A 19,774-nucleotide genomic window follows, 5' to 3' on the forward strand; every position below is an offset into this window, starting at 1 on the left:
GGTTCTGACGGACGCGGGGCTGGGGCCCGGCGGCCTCATCCCGGAGGAGTGAGGCCGCTCTGCTGGCCAGTGAGCACGGCCCCGCCCGGCCGCGGCTGAATCAGGGGGAGGCACTGCTAATCTTGAAGGCTCGGTACGTCAGCACCCTTTCGGGAGACGCGATGAACGGCGCGAACGACGGACGACCCGGCCAGCCCTCTGCTTCCTCCGAGGACGAGGCGTCGCTGGCGGACGGCGAGTCCGATGCCGCGGGCCTGGAGGCCCGTCCGAAGTCGAAGCCCATCTACGTGTTGGAGGGCAACACGCTGAGGACGCGGCTGACGCGCGAGCTGGGCATCCACTATCCCTTCGTCGGAGCGGGCATGGCGTTCGTGTCCCTGCCTCCGTTGGTGGTGGCGGTGTCGGAAGCGGGCGGCCTGGGAATGTTGGGTACGGCGCCGGAGCCGCCGGGCGTGCTGGAGGCGCGGCTGAAGGCCATCCAGGCGGGCACGCAGCGCCCCTACGGCGTGGACTTCATCGTGGACCGGCTGGAGCCGCAAGGCTTCACGACGCGGGACCACATGGACACGTGCATCGCGGCGAAGGTGCCGGTGGTGGTGTTCCACTGGGCGTTGCCGCCGCGCGAATGGATTCAAGCGCTGCAGGCCGCGGGGACGCGGGTCTGGGTGCAGGCAGGCACGGTGGAGCTGGCAAGGCAGGCACTGGACGCCGGGGTGCAGGGGCTCATCGCCCAGGGGCGGCAGGCGGGCGGGCGCAACCTGGGCAGCACGCCGACGTTGGTGTTGCTGAAGGAGTTCCGGAAGCTGACGGACGCGGTGCCGGTGCTGGCGGCGGGAGGCATCGCGGACGGACTCAGCGCGGCGCGCGCGCTGCATCACGGCGCGGACGGCGTCTGGGTGGGCACGCGGCTGGTGGCGTCGGTGGAGGCGTACGCGCATCCGCTCTACAAGGAGCGGCTGGTGGACGGGGACGCGGGCGACACGGCGATGACGACGCTGTTCGGGCCGGAGTGGCCGGGCAAGCGAATGCGGGTGATCCGCAACCGCGTGGTGCGCGAGTGGGCGGGGCGCGAGTCGAGCGCGCCGCCCACGGCGGAGTCCGACGCCATCGGGACGACGCGGCTGTTCCCGGGCGTGCTGGACGTGCAGTACGTGATGCCGAAGTTCAGCTCGTTCCTGCCCACGCCGGACACGCAGGGGGACCTGGAGGAGATGAGTCTCCCGGCGGGAGGCGCGAGCATGGCGCGCATCGACACCGTGCAGCCCGCCGGGCAGATCGTCGTGGAGATGATGGAGCGGGCCCGGCGGCTGCTGGAGTCGCCGGAGGGGCTGGATGAGGCGGACGAGGAGGACCGGGGCTAATCTGTCTAGCTGAGCCTCATCAAAACTGCTCTCTAGTTAATGACTCGCAAAAAACGCTCGTGAGATGGGAGCACTGTGAGGTTTATCTCGGATCTTTTGAGCACCTTCACTTCATCTTCGCGAAGGTGAGTCATTATCAAGAGCTGTCCGCCGGTGAGGTGTTTGGCTAATCCTATGAGCGTGTCGCAAAAAATCGCTCGATGGGCATCATCAGGGTTCTGTTGAAGCGGCTCATCCCACAAAAGCAGCCCTGGGTGGTGCCCTCCGAGATTTAGACTGGTTTGCAAAAGCGCAGCGGAAAACGCGCAAACTAGTCGTGCGCGATCGCTACCTGAGCCGATTGAACGCAAGCGGCGGTGTTCAAGGTATGGCGTATAATGTTCATCTAGGCGAACAGTCTTCACGGATGATTCTGAGAGCTTCGCATATCCCAAGTCAAGCAGTGTGTTCCGGAAGGTTGCTATAAACGCAGATTCTTTTGCCGCATCCAGTCGAGAGTCCTTCTCTTCCAGGGTTCTCGAGAAAGTCGAAAATACGATATTCCAATCGTCTATCAGCTTCTGGAGTTCGAGCAGGTCGTTTGCCGCCTTGCGATTGCGCTCAATACTGCGTTCTAGGTCAATAATCTGAATGGCTGTTCCCACAAGGGCTTCGCGCTGCGGGCCCGCGGCAGATTGCATGAGTTCAAGATTTCTTTCTGCGGCGAAGAACTCGTCCTCTGCATTGGCGAGTTCGCGAACCGCTCCTTCTATCTCTGTACGCGTCGCTGATAGAGAGGTTCTTAGTGCGTCTCGGTCCCTTTCAAGGGTGGAAATATGCCTGGTGATTGTGTCCAGTCCTTGGTTGTCGAGGTCTAGTTCTTCAACATCCAGGGCCCGCATGCAGGTAGGGCACTCTGTGTGCTGTGGAAAGCCAATATTGTTCCGTTTTAGGTGTAGCAAATCTTTGGCCGATGAGACTCTGGTTTCAGTTGTTTGGATGAGTTCCTCTTGGCCGAGAAGTTGCTGTCGCAGGGTGTTGATTAGCTGTTTTTTTTGGTGAATTGCCTCTTTGAGTTGGATTGCGCGCGATGAGACTGCCGCTACAGGAGAGGCGCCTTGCGAGGCGGTTCGATCTCTATTGAGCGCGGTCCGTAGTTGCCCGGTTTTTGCCGTGAGTTGTTTGTGCTCTTCTGCTGGCGACCAGTTGAATTTCTCTAGGAGATATTCTGAGAGTTTAAGTGCGCCAAGGCGCTCCCCTAACGTATCTAGCGAAAGCTTCGTGGGAAGTAGTTCGTCCCAACCGTTAGAGGTAATGAATCTGTTCACCTGAGTTAAGATGTGGATTGCTTCCTGCCTTATTTCTCCGCTCCTGGAGTCTGCTGCTTGTTTTGCGAAGCGGTGTCCTAGGCGGGTGTCCAAGCCAAGTAGATACTCTATGACTGCTTCATTTATTGATATTTGTCCGTATCGATAGATTTGAAGGCTTTGGAGATCGCTCCAGCCTTCGGTTTGCTCAATGAAGAAAAGGGGAGCCAAGTTCTCGATGTAGATTTCGCTGGGAGTCCCCTTGGATGTCATCACCTCGGCGTGAGGTAGATTGGCCATTTTGAAGAGCCAGTGTTGGAAGCCAGTTGACTCGTTCTTGAGGCTTCCGCCGCCTACAATCAAGTTCCTCTCAGTGTCAAATGTCTTGCCGTTATGTTCGGAGATTGTGATGTAGTTCGTTTTCTCTCCGATGATTGGACGGCGTAGGCGATATGTGCCTTTGCCGTGGATGGTAATTTCTATTTCGGCGGCTGATGTTTCGATTGGATATGTCTTGTCTCCGTGCAGTTCGATTCGTTCGCGAACCCCAGATGAGAAGATGGCATTGTCTCCCGGTCTTACTCCGTACATCGGCTCTAGGGCTAGGCACCAAGCGATGGCGGTCGAGATTAGCGTCTTGCCGTAGTCGTTTTCGCCGGCAATAACGTGCATTCCGGATTTCACGCTGATGTGTCCGGCGAATTGCTTCCCTCCGGCAACTCCGGAGACCTTGATGCTGTTTATTCTTATCATGCGACACCAAGCATGGTTTGTGTGATTTTCATCTCCTTGAGCTGGAGAATTGTGCGTCTTTCGTTCTGGAAGAGCTGCTGTTCTTCAACTGTTTTGAGGAGGTGAAGGAGTTTGTTGTCGCTGGTTGCCTTGAGTGTGGTGTATTTGCCTGTGCGCTGCAGGGCTCCAGTTGTTACGAGGAAAGTCGCCGCGGCGGCCTGTGTGTCGTCTGTTAGAAATCCGCGTGGAAGCCTTGGCCATGTCTCAAGCTCAAGGTTTGATTTTTGGGAGTTGTGCTCATGCCAGATGCGAAAGTCTTTCAGTAGGACCGGTCGTACTGCGAGAAAATGACAGAATTTTAGAATGGAGTTGTTGATTTGCCAGGTTTGCCGATCTTGTTTTTGGGGTGAGCCTAGATTCATGATGACGCAAGAAATAATGCTGAAATTGTAGGTTGCGTCATAGAAGAAAGGCCGAGAGATGCGGCTGGGAATGAGCTGTGGCCGCAGGTTTGATGTGAGGAGTAATTCAGAGAGTTCGTCGAGCGGATGAGTCACCTAGGGCCTCCAGTCGATAGGGCATTCGCCGACTAGTTGAGCAGTAAGCTGGGCGGCGATATTCTGAATTTCCTCGGGAGGAAAGTGCAATTCGTCTTTTAGGCGCAGTGCAATCCCTTCGCGAAATTTGGATAGAATGGTGTTGAAGTCGGATGGCCCTGCCGTCATGGATTGCTCCAGGGCTTTGTTGGCTACGTCTTTGATGAGATTTTCGTATTTCTTGTATATATTTGGGGCGGTGTTGTTGAGGCTTTCTGAGACCTGAAGGCTCTTGCCCCAATCTTCAAGTAGGCGCTTCCTGATGCTGTTGATGCTGTTTTTCTTTTGAGGGAATGTGTCGGCAAGCACCTGCATTTTTTCTTCAAAGGCGCTGAGATCTGGTGGCGGCTGTGTACTTGCTATAGGGGTTTTGTTTAGTGCCTTCATGAGATCTGGTTGCTCAAGGCGTAGCATTGCCTGGTCGTCTACTGCGTAGCTGGTTGAGATTTGATGGGGGCCTTGAAATGTTAATGTGCAGGCTGGGTCGATATAGTTGAGTTTGCTGATTTTTTTGTATTCATCGAATTTTGCGTTTAGCGGGCCGATGATTGTGTTGTCTTCGAACCAAGAGCAGCACAGGGTGACTTGGGTGAGCTTCGATCCTGGGCGAACTATGCTGCTGAGCTTCTTGTTTTCCGAGTGGATTGGCGTGGCGTTCTTTTTTGCACTTGGTGGGAAATCAAGTTCGAATATTCGCCGAAGATCTGAGTAGAATTTCGAGAGTACTTTGGTTTTGATGTCGGCGGATGTGAGCCCTGCTCCTGCGATTTCTGGCCCATAGCAGCAATAGCCCACTGTGTGGTTGTGGGAGAGCCCATCCAACCCGCCGTCGCCGCTTGGTTTGTCTGGTATGAATTGGAATCCGAAGAAGTTGCGACTGAGCAAGGTGCACACTTCGAGTTGGAAGTCATCTCCCTCAAGCGTGGCAAGACGCTTTGCGTATTCAGCGCAGATTGGTCGATAAGCCAAGGGGGCTCCGGGACATGTTTTGGTAGTTAAGTGTGCAGCAGACATCATACCACCAGGGGGTCCCCCTAAAAGAGGACAAGGCCCTGCTGCCAGCTGTTCTTCCTTGCCGGTACTGGGGACCTACTCGGTCTACAGGTGGTGCCATCGAGTTGCGCGCGAGCTTGGCCGATTGCCCCCCCCCTTTTTGGGCCAAAGCACCTGCCCAAAGAGGTCTCCAGTCCGGAGGGGACAGCCGAACGATGAGCAGAACTCCGCCGAGGAGGTGTTTCTCGGTTAGCCGGTCCAGACTGGGATGAGCGAATGACGGACTTTATATGAGGGGCCGTGCGCGAATGGCCTATGGCGGTGCCTCTTCGCTCCTCAGATGATATAGTCGGCACTAGCTATGCGAACGACGGGTCGTGAATGACTGCCGGAATATGAAGTCATACCCGCCAGCAATTGCCGCCCATTCACTTCGCGAAGCGCGTCGTCAATCGCTCCTGCCACGCATCCAGCGCCTGATTCACTTCCATGCGCTCCGTGGCGGTTGTGGTGTTCGCTGCGGACCGGTAGATGTCCACCAACTGCTTCGTGAGCTCCGGCGCGACGTCCTGGCCCTTCGTGCGCTTACGCAGCTCCGCGACCAGTCTGTCCAACCGCTGTGCCAATCGCTGCTCAGGCCCACTGGCCCGGGGCAGGGAGGGCAGCGAGGGCAGCAGGAGTGGCGGGACCTTGGGCATCTCTGGGACGACGACCACGGGCGGTGCGTCATGCAAGGCGATGCGCTGCGTCAGTTCCTTTTCGATGCCATCCAGCGCCACGTGGATCCGCGCACGCTCGGCCTCCGTCGTCGCATCCGCGGCGGCCCGGTACTGGTGGATCAGCTTGCCGCGCAATGCTCCGTCCTCGTCCACGTCCTTCGCCCGCGCCCGCTGTTGCTTGAACAAACCAAACAACCGCCGCGCCAGCTTCTTCTCCGACGCCGTCGTGAGCGGCAGCGAAGGCAGTCCTGATTTCACCTCCGTCTCCGGCGCCTCTTCCTCGGGTGCCTCCGGCTCGGTCTCGGGCTCGGCCTCGGTCTCGGGCTCGGCCTTCACGACCGTCTCCGGCGCGGGTGGCACCACCGGCTCCAACTCCTTCACCACGGGCGGGAGCGGCATGGGCAGACGCTGCTCCACCGTGGGCGGCGTCTCCGCGGGCCGGGTCATCCACCACAGCCCCGTGCCCAGCAGCGCCACCGTCGCGACCGCCACCGCCGCGAGCGGTGCCACCTTCCGGCGATCCGCGAGCATCACCGCGAGCCCCGGCGGCTGGGGCGCCGTCGGAGACGTGGGCTCCTCCCGCTTTGGCTCCACCGGCACGGACGGCCCCATCGCGCCCGGCGGCCGCTCGAGCGACAGCGCCTTCAACCTGTGCCGCACCTCCTCCGCGGATGCAGGGCGCTTCGCCGGATCCTTCTCCAGCAACTGGAGCAGCAGCGCGTCGAGTTCCGGCGGCAGACCCTCCACCTTCGACGAGGGCGGCGGCGGTGCCTGTTCGACGTGCGCGAACATCACCTGCACGTTGTCACCCTGGAACGGGCGCTCGCCGGTGAACATCTGGAATGCCATCACGCCCAGCGCATACAGGTCCGTGGCCGGGCCGACCGCGCCTCCGCGGACCTGCTCCGGCGCCATGAAGTCCGGTGTCCCCAACACGGACCCGTCCGCGTTCGTCAGTCCCTCGTGCGACTGCAGCACCTTGGCGATGCCGAAGTCGACCAGCTTGAGCATGGGCGCCGCATCCGGCCGCTCCGCCATGAACACGTTCGCCGGCTTCAGGTCCCGGTGCACCACTCCCGCCCGGTGCGCTGCCCCCAGCGGCGAGAGGATCTGATCCAACATCCAGACCGCTGTCCCCACGTCCAGCCGGCCTCGCGCGCGCAGCACGGCCGCGAGCGACTGGCCCTGGAGCAGCTCCATCACCACGTACGGCCGCCCGTCCGGCAACGACCCGAAGTTGAAGATGTCCAGGATGCCCGGGTGACGGATGGCGTTGACCGACCGCGCCTCCACCAGCAACCGCTGCGCCTGCTCTGGCGACATCAACTCCGAGCGCAACACCTTGATGGCGGCCTGCTTGCCAATGATGGGGTGCTCCGCCCGGTACACCACCCCCATCCCACCGGCGCCGATGCGCTCCTGGATGATGAACTCACCCAGCTGCGCCCCCAGCAGCGGATCCGCCTTCGGCGCAGTGGATGCCATCGCCACCGGCACCTCCCGTTCCGTCAGCGCCCGGTGTGCCCCCGTCTCCGGAATTCTTCGCGTCTTCATTGAAAAGCTCGTTTTGCGGTGACAGTACCGTGAGCCCGGGGACGCCGTCGCGTGCCTTGTGGGCTTGCCGGTTGTTCGCTCGTCCGCCAGTCGACGCGGGGTCTCCTGTACTTGCAGTGAGCCGGTCCTTTTCCTCCCCGTTACCTCCGGGGAATCCCTCATGACGCCTCCTGCCAGGGCCCGTCATGGGGATGTTGAGGGTTTGGGACTTCCGTGGATCCCCTGGACGTAATGCTCAGCGCGGGAAGCGCGTCGTCAACCGCTCCTGCCACGCATCCAAGGCCTGATGCACGGTCATGCGCTCGGTGGCGGTCGTGGCGTTCGCCGCGGACTTGTAGATGTCCACCAACTGCTTCGTGAGCTCCGGCGCGACGTCCTGGTTCTGCGTGCGCTTGCGCAGCTCCGCGACCAGCTTGTCCATGCGCTGGGCCAGCTTCTGCTCGGAGGCATTGCCCTGGGGCAGGGTGGGGAGTTTGGGAATCACGAGCGCCGGAACCTTGGGCGGCTCCGGGGGCGCGACAACGACGACGGGCGCCGGGGGCGCGTCGTGCAGTGCGATGCGCTGGGTCAGGTCCTTCTCGATGTCATCCAGCGCGACATGGATGCGCGCACGCTCGGCGTCCGTCGCGTCCGTGGCGGCCCGGTACTGCTGGATCAGCTTGCCGCGCAGCGCTCCCTCCGCATCCACGTCCTTCGCCCGCGCCAGCAGGAGCTTGAACAGACCTGCGAGCCGCTGCTCCATCTTCTTCTCGGAGGCAGTTCCCGCTGGCAATGGCGGCAACTTCGTGGACTTCGCCAGGGTCGCTGTCGCGGTCTCTTCCTCTACAGGCGCTTCTTCCGCGATGACCTCGGGCGGCTCTTCGGCAGGGGCCTGCGTCGCAGTGACTGGCGGCGGCTCCACCGGAGGCGCGGGCTTCGCTTCCACCGTCACCGGCTCGGAAGGTCGCGGCGGCGCAATCACCTGCGTCTGCGTCCCCCACCAGTACCCCAACCCCAGCAGCGCCACACCGGCAACCGCCGCCACCGCGACGGACACCCCGTTCCGGCGCCCCGGCGGCACGAGGGTCGTGGGCACCTGCGGTACGGTCCGCGACTCCACGCTCGGCGGCGGTGGCGCTTCCGGCTCCACGCTCACGGACGGCACGGGCGGTCGCGCCAGCCCCCGGAGCTTCATCCGCACGGCCGTCGCGGTCGCGGGCCGCTTCGCGGGCTCCTTCTCCATCAACTGCGACACCAGTTCATCGAGCTCCGGCGGAATCCCCTCCACCCGCGACGACACCCGGGGAGGGATCTGCTCCACGTGCGCGAACATCACCTGCACGTTGTCACCCTGGAACGGCCGGGTGCCCGTGAGCATGTGGAACGCCATGACGCCCAGCGCGTACAGGTCCGCGGCCGGGCCCACCTCTCCGCCGCGAATCTGCTCCGGGGCCATGAAGTCCGGCGTCCCCACCGTGGAGCGGTCCGCCCGCGCCAGCGCGTCATGCTCCTGCATCACCTTGGCGATGCCGAAGTCGACCAGCTTGATCAGCGGCGCCGCGTCCGGCTGCTCCATCAGGAACACGTTCGCGGGCTTCAGGTCCCGGTGCACCACTCCCGCCCGGTGCGCGGCCCCCAGCGCGGCGAGGACATGCTCCAACACCCAGGCCGTGGTCCCCACGTCCATCCGGTCCTGCTCGCGCATCCGGTCCGCGAGCGACTGGCCCTGGAGCAACTCCATCACCACGTACGGCCGGCAGTCCGGCAGCGTCCCGAAGTTGAAGATGTCCAGCACGCCCGGATGCCGGATGGCGTTCACCGCCCGCGCCTCCACCAGCAGCCGCTGCTCCTGCTCCGGGGACACCAGCTCCGCGCGCATCACCTTGATGGCCGCGTGCTTGCCAATCAGCGGGTGCTCCGCCCGGTAGACGACCCCCATCCCTCCCGCGCCCACGCGCTCCCGGATGACGAACTCGCCAATCGTCGACCCCACCAGCGGATCCACCGAGGGCGCGGTCGCCGTCGGCGCCGCCGGGACCTCCTCGTCCGTCACCACCTCCGGTGACCCCGCTTCTGGCACTCGTCCGCGTTCATGGGAAAGGTCGTTCCGCGCCGATGGTACCGGGCCATGGCCATGACGTCGCGCGTCCAAGCGAGCCATCTGCCCGCTCGCCCGCCAACCTATCCGTGCTGATCATGGAATCCAGTTCTCCAGAGCGAAAAATGCTGATCCGTGGAGGGGGGCCGGCCTCAAGGAAACGGGGGTGACCCGTTGTAGAGTCAGGTCCGTCCTTCACCTGGACGTTCCCGGGTCGCGCTTCCGGATCCCTGCTCCCCAGGGACCGCACCCGAGGGGGAACATGGCACCGGCATACGACGCCCTGGTCATCGGCACCGGGTTTGGCGGCGCGGTGGCGGCCTGTCGGCTCGCGCAGGCGGGTTTGACCGTGCGCGTGCTCGAACGTGGCCTGCGCTACCCGAAGGGCAGCTTCCCTCGCGACTTCGAGGACCCTCGCAACGGCTGGCTGTGGCAGCACCGGCAGGGGCTCTTCGACATCAAGCTCCTCAAGGGGATGAGCGTGGTTCAGGCCGCGGGGTACGGCGGCGGCTCGCTCATCTACGCCAACGTGCACCTGCGCCCGCCGCCGGACGTGTTCGCGTCCGGGTGGCCGGAGGGCTACAGCCGGGAGTCGTTGGATCCGTACTACGACCTGGTCGCGCACATGCTGGACGTGCAGCCCATCACCGCCGCCGCGCGCGGGCTGCCGCCCAAGACGAAGCGGATGCAGGAGGTGGCGAAGAAGCTGGGCCGCGAGGCGCAGTTCTTCTACCCGAACCTCGCCGTGCGCTTCGCCCCCGCGGGCGAGCCCCTGCCCAACAAGTTCGGCGTGCTCCAGGAGGGCTGCAACTACTGCGGCGAGTGCGACATCGGCTGCAACCGCCGCGCGAAGAACACCCTGGACCTGAACTACCTGGCCGTCGCCGAACAGCGGGGCGCGGAGGTCACCACCCAGGCGGAGGTCACCCGCATCGAGCCCCTGTCGCCGGGCTACCGCGTCACCTTCACCGACCACGCCAGCGCCGGCATGCAGCGCACCGTGGACGCCCGCCGCGTCTTCCTGTGCGCGGGCGCGGTGAACTCCACGGAGCTGCTGCTGCGCAACCGCGACGTGCACGGCACGCTGCCGGACCTGAGCGCGCGGCTGGGGACGCGCTATTCCGCCAACGGGGACTTCCTCGCCTTCGCCTTCGACACGAAGGAGCCGTGGGATCCCGCGGTGGGCCCCACCATCACCACCGGCATGGTGGTGGACGAAGGGCAGGGCAAGGACAAGACCTGGTTCCTCTTCCAGGAGGGCGGGCACCCGGTGCAGGCCGCGGGGCTGATGGTGGCCATGGACCCCGACCGCGCCATGTCGCTCCCGGCGGACCTGCTCCAGCGCGAGCTGGTGAAGGTGCTGCGCACGCGCTCCAAGGAGATGGCCGCCATCGAGAACGAGCGCGGCCGCTTCCAGGCCGTGTTCCTGGCCATGGGCCGGGACAAGTCCAACGGCCGGCTGACGCTGTCGCCCATCACGCGCGAGCTCCAGGTGCAGTGGGACGTGCCCGCGAACCTGCCGCTGTACCGCACGCAGGAGCAGCTCTGCGAGGACGTGGCCCGAGCGCTGGGCACGCGCGCCGCCTACAACCCGCTGTGGGAGCGGCTGCACCTGCCGGTGTCCGTGCACAACCTGGGCGGCTGCGCGATGGCGGAGGAGCCCGCGTACGGCGTCCTCAAGCCCGACGGCCAGGTGCACGGCTATCCCGGCCTTTACGTCATGGACGGCGCGGCGCTGCCGGTGGGCGTGGGCGTCAACCCGTCCTCCACCATCGCCGCGGTGGCGGAGCTCAACGTGGAGCGGGCCATCCGCGAGGCGAAGGACGCGCCGGGCTGGGTGGCGCCGGAGCGCGCGCCCATGAAGGCCACGCCCGCGTACCCGCCTCGCGTCAGCTTGCGGATGATGCCGGAGGTGGAGACGGTGGCCTCGCCGGTGGTGCCCGGAACGGATCCGCTGGGCGACGTGGTGATTCCGCCCGGAGGCACGGTGGTGTCCCCCACGCCGGTGGTGGGCCTGCGCTTCACGGAGCGGATGAAGGGCTTCCTCCAGCCGAACCACCCGTCGCCAGAGGACTTCGCCGGAGCTGCGCGGGCGGGCCAGCGCGGCGGGCAGACGGCGGAGTTCGTCGTCACCATCACGCTGCCCAACCTGGACCGCTTCCTCGCGCAGGAGTCACACGGCGGCATCGTGCAGGGCACGCTGCACGTGCGCGGCTTCACGCCGCCCGGGGGCGCGCCGGTGGAGAACGGCGTCTTCAACCTCTTCGTGGGCACGGAGCGCTTCTACGAGCGGCGCATGCTGTATCTGATGCCCTTCACCGGCGTGGATGGCCAGCCGTACCTCCTGGATGGCTACAAGGAGGTCAACGACGACGCGGGCTTCGACGTGTGGAGCGACACGTCCACGCTCTACACCGTGCTGCGCAAGGGGCACGAGCGCACCGGCCCCATCGTCGCCACCGGCATCATCCGGCTGCACCTGCCGGACTTCCTCCAGCAGCTCACCACGTTCTCCGTGCTGGGAACGTCCTCGCCGCTGAAACAGGCGGACGCGATGCGGCGCTTCGGCGGCATGTTCATGGGCACGCTCTGGGACGTCTTCGCCCGCGCGAAGTTCGACTAGGGGGAACACACCATGGGCATGGCGAAGAAGTACGACGTGGTGGTGGTGGGCTCCGGCTTCGGCGGTTCCATCACCGCGCTCCGGTTGGCGCAGGCGGGCAGGTCCGTGGCGGTGCTGGAGCGGGGCCGCCGGTACAACCCGGGCCAGTTCCCCCGGGACGTCACTCGCGCGGACGAGCTGCTCTGGCGCAATCCCATCCGCCCGGAGGCGCGCGGGCTCTATGACGTGCGCTTCCTGTCCGGCATCGGCACGGTGACGGCGAGCGGCGTGGGCGGCGGGTCGCTCGTCTACGCGAACATCCACGTGCGGCCGGACCCCATCGTCTTCGACCATCCGCGCTGGCCCCGGGGCTTCAGCCGCGAGGCGTTGGACACGTACTACGACAAGGTGGCGCACGAACTGGACGTGAAGCCGTTCCCCGCGTCCGACCCGTTGCGCAAGCGAGACCTGTTCCAGCAGGCCGCGCGGCGCATGGGGCGCCAGACGTTCGACCCGGACCAGGCGGTGTCCTGGACGGAGCCCTCCGCCCCGGGCCGCAAGGCGTGCCAGCGCTGCGCGGAGTGCGAGTTCGGCTGCCAGTCCGGCGCGAAGAACACGCTGGACCTCACCTACCTGGCGCGAGCGGAGAAGCTGGGCGCCACGGTGTGGCCGGGCCTCTCCGTGTCCCACGTGCAGCGCGTGGCGGGCGGCTACCGGGTGCACTTCAAGGACCTGGCCACCGGGGAGAAGACGTCCGTGGAGGGCAGCCGCGTGGTGCTGTCCGCCGGGGCGCTGGGCACGGTGGAGATATTGCTGCGCAGCCGCGACCGCGCCCGCACGCTGCCGCTGGTGAGCGATTGGCTGGGCCGCGGCTACTCCGGCAACGGCGACTTCCTGGGCTCGCTGCACGGCAGCCGCGAGGAGATCCTCCCGTGGGAGGGGCCGGACGTGGCCACGGTGATGCGCTTCTTCGACGCCGCGCCGCGCTTCACCATGGTGACGGCCACGTTCAACCGGCCGGCGACGGCGGTGCTCGCGGGGCTGGGGCAGCCGCAGCTGGGCCTGCTGGGCGGTATGGGGGCCCCGCTGTGGCCGAAGCTATGGCCGCTGTTGCACGGCGCGTTCGCCAAGGGGCTGTTCAGCAAGCCGCTGGGCACCGGCGTGGATCCGGCGCGCACGAGCAACCTGTTCGCCATTGGCCAGGACAATGCCAACGGACACATGGTGCTCAAGGGCGACCGGCTGGACATCGAGTGGGACTACGCGAACGAGAACGTGGCGCTGGTGAATCGCATGACTTCAGCGATGCATGAGCTGGCCTCGCAGTATGGCGGGACGTTCGCGCCGCTCGTCACGTGGGAGCTGTTCCGCCGGCCGTTCACGGTGCACTCGCTGGGCGGGGCGCACCTGGCGGAGTCGCCGGGCCGAGGCGTCGTGTCGACGGAGGGCGAAGTGTTCAACTACCCCGGACTGTACGTGGCGGATGGCTCCGTCATCCCCACGTCCATCGGTTTCCATCCGGTGATGACCATCAGCGCGGTGGCCGAGCGCATCGCGGAGGCGGTGGCCCATGGCTTTTGATTACCGAAGCAGCGCGGCGGTGTCGCGGACGCGGTCCCAGGATGTCTCGCTCCAGGGCCTGCCCATGGCGGAGCGGTACGACTTCCTCGCGGGCGACGGCGTGCCCCTCAAGCTCACCCGCTACGTGGGCGGCACGAAGGGGCCGGTGCTGCTGGTGCACGGCGCGGGCGTGTGGAGCGGCATGTTCATGCTGCCCACGCTGAAGGAGAACTTCGTCCAGTACCTGGTGCGCCACGGTTACGACACGTGGCTCCTGGACTGGCGCGCCAGCGTGCAGCTGCCCCTGCGCCAGTTCACGCTGGACGACGCGGCGGACCACGACATGCCGACGGCGGTGCGGCGCATCCGCGAAATCACCGGCGCGGAGTCGGTGCAGGCGGTGGTGCACTGCGCGGGGTCCGCGGCGTTCTTCATGTCCATGGCCGCGGGCCACCTGCAGGACGTGCGCACCGTGGTGGCGTCGCAGGTGGCGCTGCACCACCACACGCCGGCCTCCACGCGCTTCAAGGCGCTCCTGCGGGTGCCGGAGCTGCTGGACGCGGGGCTGGACTCGCTCACGCCGGATGACGCGTCCCGCACGCCGTTGTTCCAGGCGGCCTTCACGAAGGTGGCGGGCTTCCTGCGGATGGAGTGTGACAGCCCGGTGTGCCACCGGTTGTCGTTCATGTACGGCCGGTTGTACCGGCACGCGCGCCTCAACCAGGAGACGCACGCGCGGTTGGAGGAGCAGTTCGGTAGGTGCAACCTGCTGACGTTCCGCCACCTGGGGCAGATGTCGCGCGGCGGTCACGCGGTGAAGTTCGACTACGGCCGCGCGGAGAACCTGCGGCGCTACGGGCAGGCACGGCCGCCGGACTACCTGGACCCGGAGCCCTTCCAGCGGCCCATCACGTTCGTCTCCAGCGAGCAGAACCGCACGTACCTGCCGTCGTCCACGGAGCGCACCTTCCAGTGGCTGCGCGAGGCGAACGGCGCGCGCTGGTACCAGCGTCGCATGTTGCCGGGCTACGGCCACCTGGACACCTTCATGGGCAGCACCGCCGCGGAGGACACGTATCCGGTGCTGCGCGAGGCGCTGGAGTTCCAGCCCCGCTGACGGCCCTCGGCCGTCCAGGGAAGCAGGAGGAGGGGCGAGCGGTCGCGGACGATGGCGGCCCCTTCGCGGGTGCTTACCGTTGGGCCGACGTTGGAAGTCTCTTCCCTCGCTCGGCTTACGTGGAGGCCCGGATGAAAGCGGTCGTGCTTAAAGGCTATGGGGACGTGGACGTGCTCGCGGTGCAGGAGATGCCCGAGCCGAAGGTGGGGCCGGGCGAGGTGAAGGTCCGCGTCACCGCCGCGAGCATCAACCCGGTGGACTGGAAGATCCGCCGAGGGGACATGAAGGGGCGGATGGACCTGAAGTTCCCCACCATCCTCGGGCGCGACGTGTCCGGTGAGGTCGTGGAGGTGGGCACGGGCGTGGAGGACTTCGAGCCCGGCGACCGCGTGATGGGCCTGGTGAACGCCGGCTACGCGGAGACGGTGGTCGCGCCCACGGAGGCCTGGGCGAAGGTGCCCGACAACCTGGACCTGCGGGCCGCCGCCGCGCTGCCGCTGGTGACGCTGACGGGCACGCAGCTCATCGAGGAGCACGTGCGGCCCTCGCAGGGGGAGACGGTGCTCGTCACTGGCGCGCTGGGCGCGGTGGGGCGCTCGGCCGTCTTCGCTGCGCGGGCGCGGGGCGCGAAGATCTGGGCGGGTGTGCGGAAGACGCAGGTGGAGGAGGCCCGGAAGCTGGGCGTGGACGGCGTCGTCGCGCTGGATGATCCGAAGGACGTCGCGAAGCTGCCCACGCTGGACGCGGTGGCGGACACGGTGGGCGGTGAGGCCGTGGCGGCGGTGCTCGACAAGGTGAAGCACGGCGGGACCGTGGGCAGCGTGCTGGGTGAGCCGAAGGGCGCGAAGGAGAAGGGCCTCGTCGTGCGCAGCTTCATGGCTCATCCGGATGCGCGTCGGCTCGAGCAGATCGCGGTGAGCGCGGCAAAGGGGGACCTGGTGATTCCCATCAGCCGGACCTTCAAGCTGGACGACGCGCGCGAGGCCCAGAAGGTCGCGGAGCAGGGCGGCGTGGGCAAGGTGCTGCTCGTCAACTGACGCGGAAGTTCAGAACGGGGCGGCGCGGGTGAAGGACACGCGCTGCCCCGTCGCCGGATGCACGAAGGACAGCGTTTCGGCGTGCAGGTGCAGACGCAGGCCCGCGTGTCCGTACAACGGGTCTCCCATGATGGGCGCGCCCAGGCCCTGAGGGTGCGCCGCGTGGACGCGGAGCTGGTGCGTGCGGCCCGTGCGTGGATGGAAGGCCACGCGCGTGTGGCTCACCGCGCGGTGGAGGACCTCCCAGTCGGTGACCGCGGGCTTGCCGTGGATGGGGTCGACGATCTGCCGGGGACGGTCGTCCAGGTCCACTCGAAGGGGCAGGGTGATGGTGCCCGAGCCGCCGTGCACGGGACCGTCGATGAGCGCCACGTAACGTTTGGCCACGTCGCGGTGGAGGAACTGGCGTTGAAGGGACGCGTGCGTGCGGCTGTCCAGCGCGGCGACGAGCAACCCGGATGTGTCCAGGTCCAGCCGGTGCGCGAGCAGTGGTCCCGTGGCGTTGGGGTATCGCGCGCGCAGGCGGGTGAGCACCGAGTCCAGGAGGGATGCATCCCGGCCTGGCACGGACAGCAGGCCACAGGGCTTGTCGATGACGACCAGCCACGCGTCCTCGAAGACGATGGAGAGGTCCGGCGTGGGCGCGGGCGGTGGGACGAAGACTCGGGGCGCTGAGACCTCCAGGCCTTCCTGCATGAATGGGAGCAGGGGGCCGCACTTGTCGCGGCACGCCGGATAGAAGGCGCCCTGGATGCGGCCACCGGACGCGGGAGGCGTGCCCCACCAGAACTCCGCGAGCGCCACGGGCTGGAGTCCGTGCGCGAAGGCGTAAGCGAGCAGCTTCGCACCCGCGCAGTCGCCAGCGCCGGATGGGGGCTCCGCGCCACCGTAGAGCGAGCGCAGGGGGCGGGTCTCGCCTCGGGCGTTGGTGATGGCGTAGGTGTCGTGGAACTGCTTCATGAAGCCGCGTGAGACGATGCGCCGCAGTCGGTCCAGCGCGCGCACACGTCGTTCCGCCTTTGCTCGGGCGGGGGCGAGTTGGCGACGGGCTTCTTCCTGCGCTGCGTCCCATCGACGCTTCTCCGCCTTGTCGCCTCGGCTTTCCTGGTCGAGCGTGTGCAGCGCCTGGGCTCGCTCGGTCTCCGTGAGCGCGGACATGGCCACGATGGCGGCGCGACGTTCATGGCGCTGGCGGCGGTGGGTGTCGTGGCGCAAGCGCATGGCTTCGCGCTCCGTGGCCTCGCGTGTCTGTCGGGCGTCATCTTCCTCTCGCACGCGACGCAATTCCTCGGAGGTCCTCCAGGTTTCGGCGCGGGTCAGCAGGGACTTCACCGTGGCGTCGGCCACCGGCTCCACGCGGGCGCGTGCCTCACGGTCGAAGACGGGAGGCACGAAGCCCGGTACGTCCCAGCGTCCCGCGAGCATCGCGGAGAAGGCTCGCAGCACGCCGAGCGTCCCGTCCGGCTGCCGAACCACGAGCACGCCGAACATCTTTCCGCCGTCCGGCCCCTGGAGGACGGCGCTGGTAATGCCGGGAGCGATGAATCCCTCGCGAAGCGTGGCCTGCAGCGACTCCGCGGCCCGGCGCGCGAGGGCGTGCGGGCCCACGGCGTCGAAGGGGCTCGGGAACGCACCTGGCAATTCATCCGCCAGGGGCGCCGGTTCGAGGTGGGTGACAAGCGGGTCCACGGCTTCGGGGTAGCACGAAACCTGGGGACTGGGGACGCAGGCCTACGAAGTGGCTGGCCGGCTGGCGCGGAAGAGGGCGACAGCGCGGTCCATGCACCTCTGGACGTCATCCAATTCCATGTAGCCCGCGTCATAGGGGCCGCCGGGCCAAATCTCTTCGTGACGCCAGCCCTCACCGCGCGCCATCGCAGCCTCGTCGACGTCGAGCGGGTCGCAGCCCGGCTGCGCGATGTCCAGCTCCCACGAATCCCAGCGCGCACGGAAGTAGAACGGAAGGCCGTCCACCTCGCCGTCGCCCTGCATCGGACAGGAACCGCCGAAGTCACCGCTCCATCCGTTTCCTTCGAGCTTCACGGTACGATCTCCTGAATGCGCCGCAGTTCATCACGGATGACCGATGTGAAAATGACAAGAGTCGGGCCGGGCGAGCGTTTCAAGGAGGCGAAGTGATGGACATCCCTGCGCGATTACGTGAGTGGATTTACGCGGGAAAGCAGGTGGGGAAGCGTAGAGACCTGGTGCGAGAGGGAGAAGCGATCTACCAGACCATGGGGGTTCAGCGATCAGGGGATGTTTTTGTTGCCTATTATTTTGAGATCCCTGAGGCGCTGATGGCTGTTGAGGAGAATGCTCTTGAGTTGAGGGAGAGATTCGAGACGCTGGAATCAGCCCTGGCCTTTCTGGAGAAAGCCTCGGGTTCAGACGTACTCGACATGACGCCTCAGAAGCGGGGCAAGATTTTTCATGTCCGATAAGGAGCTTCATGAGCACTGAGGATGAAGGTCCGAGGCCTGAAATGGCGCGCCTGGTGGAATGTGCCAGGAAACTGGCGATCCTCCTGGCATTCGAGCAGGTGTCGGATTCGGACCTTGAGCATGCGTTGAATGAAGTCCTGTATGGGCCAAGAGAGTTTTGGCTGGCGGCGACGGATGGATTGGTGACCCGGCGTGAAACCGCGCAGGTGATCGTTGCCCGGATGGAGACCTGGCTGGTCAATCACGTGGGGGACGGCACGATGCCGAAACAACCGCCGGACTGGGACCCCATCGTCCTCGATGTCGAGAGTTTGCTGATAGGACTGGTCGACCCCTGATTCGTGTCTGGGCTCTCGGGGAGTGCGGACGCGCGCTAGACTCTCTGTCATGGCCACTGCCCGCCCCATCGCCGCAGGCATCCTGCTGTTGACCGCGCTCCTGCTTCCCACGTGGGACGTAGAGGCTCGCACTGCCATCCTGAAGGCAGGGGAGGGCTGGAAGCTGGAGGTGGATGGCCAGCCCTACGTGGCGAAGGGAGTCACCTTCAGTGGCACGGGCGGGCCCGCGAACTTCGACAAGGATTGCGAGCAACTCAAGGCCCTGGGCGTCAACACGCTGCGCACCTGGGGCACGGGGGATGAAACCGCCGCGCTGCTCGATGCCGCGCACAAACATGGCCTGCGCGTGCTCGTGGGACTGTGGCTGCGGCCGGGCCGCCCGGGCATGGAGAATGACGACGCGTTCGACTACGTGCGCGACGCCAAGGGCCGTGAGGCGCAACTCCAGGCCACTCTCGCGCAGGTGCGCCGCTTCAAGGAGCACCCGGCGGTGCTCGCTTGGGGCGTGGGCAACGAAGTCATCCTCAATTCGCCGGATGATCCGTCCAAGGTCGCCTACGCGCGCTTCCTGGAGAAGGTCGTCCGCGCGGTGAAGAAGGCGGACCCCGCGCACCCGGTGCTGTCCGTGGACGCTTGGACGCTGGGCATCCCGTTCTGGGAGAAGTACGTGCCCTCGCTGGATGCGTATGGCTTGAACGTCTACGGCCGGGGCATCCACGCGCTGGCGGATGCGGTGAAACAGGCTGGTGGCCGCAAGCCGTGGTTCATCACCGAGTTCGGCGCGCAGGGCGAATGGGAGGCCCCCAAGGACGCTCGCGGCGTGCCCCAGGAACCCGGTGACGGAGAGAAGTACGACGTCATCGTGGACGGCTGGCGCAACGCCCTGGCTCCCCACGTCCAGGCGGGCCGGTGTCTGGGATTGTTCGTCTTCAACTACAGCGCGGCGTTGGATCACACCGGCCTGTGGCTGGGCATGCTGTCCGGTACGTCCACGCGGCCGGCGTGGCACGCGGTGCGGGAGGCGTACACGGGCGTGAAGCCAGCGCCCGAGCTGCCCGTGCCGGTGCGCCTGGAGGTCCGGGGCTTGGAGAAAGACTGGGCGACCGTGGCCTTCGACGTCACCTCCGCCACTCCGCTGGACGTGTCCTTCGCCTACAACTTCCGGGGCGCGTCAGCCCGAGCGGAGCGCGACCGCGTGACGATGCTGGAGTCCCGGAAGGGGACCACTCCCGGTACGTGGCGGGTGCGTCTGCCAGTCGTGACGGGCGCCATCAAGCTGTACGGCCTGGCGAAGGACGGCGCGGGGAACCTGGTCGCGGCCACGACGTCCGTGTCGGCTCCCGCGACTCCCTGAGGCC

The 19,774-nt window shown here is 65.8% G+C and carries 15 protein-coding genes; 8 read left to right on the top strand and 7 right to left on the bottom strand.

Annotation, left to right across the window (positions count from 1 at the left end):
* Positions 1–122: 122 nt before the first annotated feature.
* Positions 123–1,361, top strand: a complete 1,239-nt coding sequence (locus D7V77_RS11920) for a nitronate monooxygenase family protein (RefSeq protein WP_233596866.1) — start codon at positions 123–125, stop codon at positions 1,359–1,361.
* Between the two features lie 32 nt (positions 1,362–1,393).
* On the opposite strand, the gene D7V77_RS43245 is transcribed toward D7V77_RS11920, so the two are convergent.
* The 5 genes from D7V77_RS43245 to D7V77_RS11930 all read right to left on the bottom strand — a co-directional run bounded on the left by D7V77_RS43245 (position 1,394) and on the right by D7V77_RS11930 (position 9,300).
* Positions 1,394–3,331: a hypothetical protein gene (locus tag D7V77_RS43245; protein ID WP_147452046.1), complete on the bottom strand. Its 1,938-nt coding sequence runs from the start codon at positions 3,329–3,331 to the stop codon at positions 1,394–1,396.
* A gap of 65 nt (positions 3,332–3,396) precedes the next feature.
* Positions 3,397–3,936, bottom strand: coding sequence for a hypothetical protein (locus D7V77_RS43250; RefSeq protein ID WP_147452047.1), 540 nt, complete (start codon positions 3,934–3,936; stop codon positions 3,397–3,399).
* Complete coding sequence (locus D7V77_RS43255; protein WP_147452048.1) at positions 3,937–4,944, bottom strand: hypothetical protein; 1,008 nt, start codon at positions 4,942–4,944, stop codon at positions 3,937–3,939. It abuts the gene before it with no gap.
* A gap of 452 nt (positions 4,945–5,396) precedes the next feature.
* Positions 5,397–7,241 (bottom strand): serine/threonine-protein kinase, encoded by a 1,845-nt coding sequence (locus tag D7V77_RS11925; RefSeq protein ID WP_120576394.1) that lies wholly within the window; start codon positions 7,239–7,241, stop codon positions 5,397–5,399.
* A gap of 235 nt (positions 7,242–7,476) precedes the next feature.
* A complete protein-coding gene (locus D7V77_RS11930; protein ID WP_233596882.1) occupies positions 7,477–9,300 on the bottom strand; it encodes a serine/threonine-protein kinase in 1,824 nt (607 codons plus the stop codon).
* 280 nt (positions 9,301–9,580) lie between these two features.
* On the opposite strand from D7V77_RS11930, the gene D7V77_RS11935 reads away from it, so the two are divergent.
* From D7V77_RS11935 to D7V77_RS11950, 4 genes are all read left to right on the top strand, one after another.
* On the top strand, positions 9,581–11,941 hold the full coding sequence (locus D7V77_RS11935) for a GMC oxidoreductase (protein WP_120576396.1): 2,361 nt from the start codon (positions 9,581–9,583) through the stop codon (positions 11,939–11,941).
* Positions 11,942–11,953: 12 nt separating this feature from the next.
* Positions 11,954–13,501, top strand: coding sequence for an FAD-dependent oxidoreductase (locus D7V77_RS11940; protein WP_199733770.1), 1,548 nt, complete (start codon positions 11,954–11,956; stop codon positions 13,499–13,501).
* Positions 13,491–14,597, top strand: coding sequence for an alpha/beta fold hydrolase (locus D7V77_RS11945; RefSeq protein ID WP_120576397.1), 1,107 nt, complete (start codon positions 13,491–13,493; stop codon positions 14,595–14,597). The genes D7V77_RS11940 and D7V77_RS11945 overlap by 11 nt, the downstream gene beginning before the upstream one ends.
* A gap of 131 nt (positions 14,598–14,728) precedes the next feature.
* Positions 14,729–15,634 carry an NADP-dependent oxidoreductase gene (locus tag D7V77_RS11950; protein WP_120576398.1) on the top strand — a complete coding sequence of 302 codons (906 nt, stop codon included), beginning with the start codon at positions 14,729–14,731 and terminating at the stop codon, positions 15,632–15,634.
* A 9-nt stretch (positions 15,635–15,643) separates the two neighbouring features.
* On the opposite strand, the gene D7V77_RS11955 is transcribed toward D7V77_RS11950, so the two are convergent.
* A complete protein-coding gene (locus tag D7V77_RS11955) occupies positions 15,644–17,323 on the bottom strand; it encodes an RluA family pseudouridine synthase (RefSeq protein ID WP_233596889.1) in 1,680 nt (559 codons plus the stop codon).
* A gap of 42 nt (positions 17,324–17,365) precedes the next feature.
* On the bottom strand, positions 17,366–17,677 hold the full coding sequence (locus D7V77_RS11960) for a hypothetical protein (RefSeq protein WP_147452049.1): 312 nt from the start codon (positions 17,675–17,677) through the stop codon (positions 17,366–17,368).
* A gap of 95 nt (positions 17,678–17,772) precedes the next feature.
* Here D7V77_RS11960 and D7V77_RS11965 point away from each other — a divergent pair, with 95 nt between their 5' ends.
* From D7V77_RS11965 to D7V77_RS11975, 3 genes are read left to right on the top strand one after another with little or no spacing between them, the layout of a single operon-like run.
* On the top strand, positions 17,773–18,078 hold the full coding sequence (locus D7V77_RS11965; protein ID WP_120576400.1) for a hypothetical protein: 306 nt from the start codon (positions 17,773–17,775) through the stop codon (positions 18,076–18,078).
* Between the two features lie 8 nt (positions 18,079–18,086).
* Positions 18,087–18,416, top strand: coding sequence for a hypothetical protein (locus D7V77_RS11970; protein ID WP_147452050.1), 330 nt, complete (start codon positions 18,087–18,089; stop codon positions 18,414–18,416).
* Positions 18,417–18,465: 49 nt separating this feature from the next.
* On the top strand, positions 18,466–19,770 hold the full coding sequence (locus tag D7V77_RS11975) for a glycoside hydrolase family 2 TIM barrel-domain containing protein (RefSeq protein ID WP_120576402.1): 1,305 nt from the start codon (positions 18,466–18,468) through the stop codon (positions 19,768–19,770).
* Positions 19,771–19,774: the final 4 nt, after the last annotated feature.

The organism is Corallococcus sp. CA041A, from assembly GCF_003612075.1.
GTDB lineage: Bacteria > Myxococcota > Myxococcia > Myxococcales > Myxococcaceae > Corallococcus > Corallococcus exiguus.